Origin of the sequence: Enterobacter sp. GER_MD16_1505_Eko_090, assembly GCF_003331015.1 — a bacterium.
GTDB lineage: Bacteria > Pseudomonadota > Gammaproteobacteria > Enterobacterales > Enterobacteriaceae > Enterobacter > Enterobacter roggenkampii.
In genome coordinates this window covers 1-1446 of the sequence record NZ_PUQF01000060.1, presented here as the reverse complement: position 1 = coordinate 1446, position 1446 = coordinate 1, and the positions used below count along the sequence as shown (strand labels likewise).

The window sequence follows — 1446 nt, the reverse complement described above, 5'->3', positions numbered from 1 at the left end:
TTGTCCACGGAACCGTCTTTCGTGCGGCTCATAAAGCCCATCTGCGTCGCCGCAGCCGGCAGCGCCCACGGCGGCATGCTCGCGTCGTTGTACACGCGCCCGGTAATGATCGGACGGTCCGGGTCGCCGTTGATAAAGTCCACCACCACCTCATCGCCCACGCGCGGGATCTGCACCCCGCCGTAGCCCTGGCCCGCCCACGCGCTCGACACGCGCACCCAGCAGGAGCTGGTGTCATCGCCCTTCGCCAGACGGTCCCAGTGGAACTTCACCTTCACCCGGCCGTATTTGTCCGTCCAGATACTCTCGCCCTTCGGCCCCACCACTTTCGCCGTCTGCGGGCCGTAGGTGCGCGGCCACGCCGTGGTCTGCGCCGGACGGTAGGCCACCGACGCAGGAATGACCGTGAAATCGGTCCGGTGAATGGTCTCCCCCTCGCCGCTGGCGTAGCGGTTCTCTTCGAGGTGGTAACCCGCCGCCGTGACCAGATACTCGCCGTTGTCGCTGAAGAACGGCGCGTTGGTTAAGGTGAAGGTGTGCCCGGGCGCAATCCCCGCCGCCGTGGCGGTGGCCTGAATCTGCTGGTGCTCAACCTGCCAGCGCTCCTGACGGATACGGGCATAGAACTCCCCGTGCCCCTTGTCCACAAAGCGCCCCGGCCAGTCGTACACGTCAATGCTGCCCGGCGTCGGCGACGCCGGGTTCTGCTGGGCCTGGAACAGCCACGCGTTCGGCTTGCGGAAGTCATAGTCGTCGAGGCTGTATATCCCCGGCGTCACGCTGTCCTCCAGCGCCCACTGGCTGATGCCCTCTTCGTCCGTACTGCCGCCGGACGGCGTCTGGTGGTAAGGAATAACCTCATAGCCGCTGAACGGCTGGTACTGCGTGGCGGCGTCGGTGAGCACCAGGGTGTGCTTGTCCGCCTCATGGCGGAAGTGATACGCAATCCCCTCCAGCTCCATCAGACGGCTGATGAAGTCCAGGCTCGACTCCTGATACTGCACGCAGTAGTCCCACACCCGGTAGCTGCCGGTGAGTTTGTCCTCAACGTTGACCTGATGCTCACCCAGCAGGGTTTTCACAATCTGCGGCACCGTCTGCCCCTGGAAAATACGCAGGTTACGGTCGCGCTTCATCGGCCACAGGTCCGGCTCCACCGTCAGCTGGTACACCGCATAGCGGGTGCCCGTCAGCTCAACGGCGCTGACCGCCACCCGGGTAATCTTGCCGTTTATATAGCGGGGCGTCAGCAGGCTCTGCGTCGGGATGGTCACCGTGACCGGCTGGCCCAGCAGCTTACTGCGGTCAATGCGCGCGTCCGTGCCGAGCACGGTCAGCGTCAGCGCGAACGACTCGGACATCGCCTCGCGACCCGTCAGTTTCCAGAACAGAAGCCCCTCCACCGGGAGCTGAACGGTAATTCGGTTGAGCATAATCTTTATTCCA

General features: G+C 64.2%; 1 protein-coding gene. It reads right to left on the bottom strand.

Annotated features, from left to right (window positions below; genetic code table 11):
• Positions 1–1433, bottom strand: a 1433-nt coding sequence (locus C6A40_RS24740; protein WP_114191466.1) for a type VI secretion system Vgr family protein, incomplete at its 3' end; no start/stop codon positions are given.
• Positions 1434–1446 lie beyond the last annotated feature (13 nt).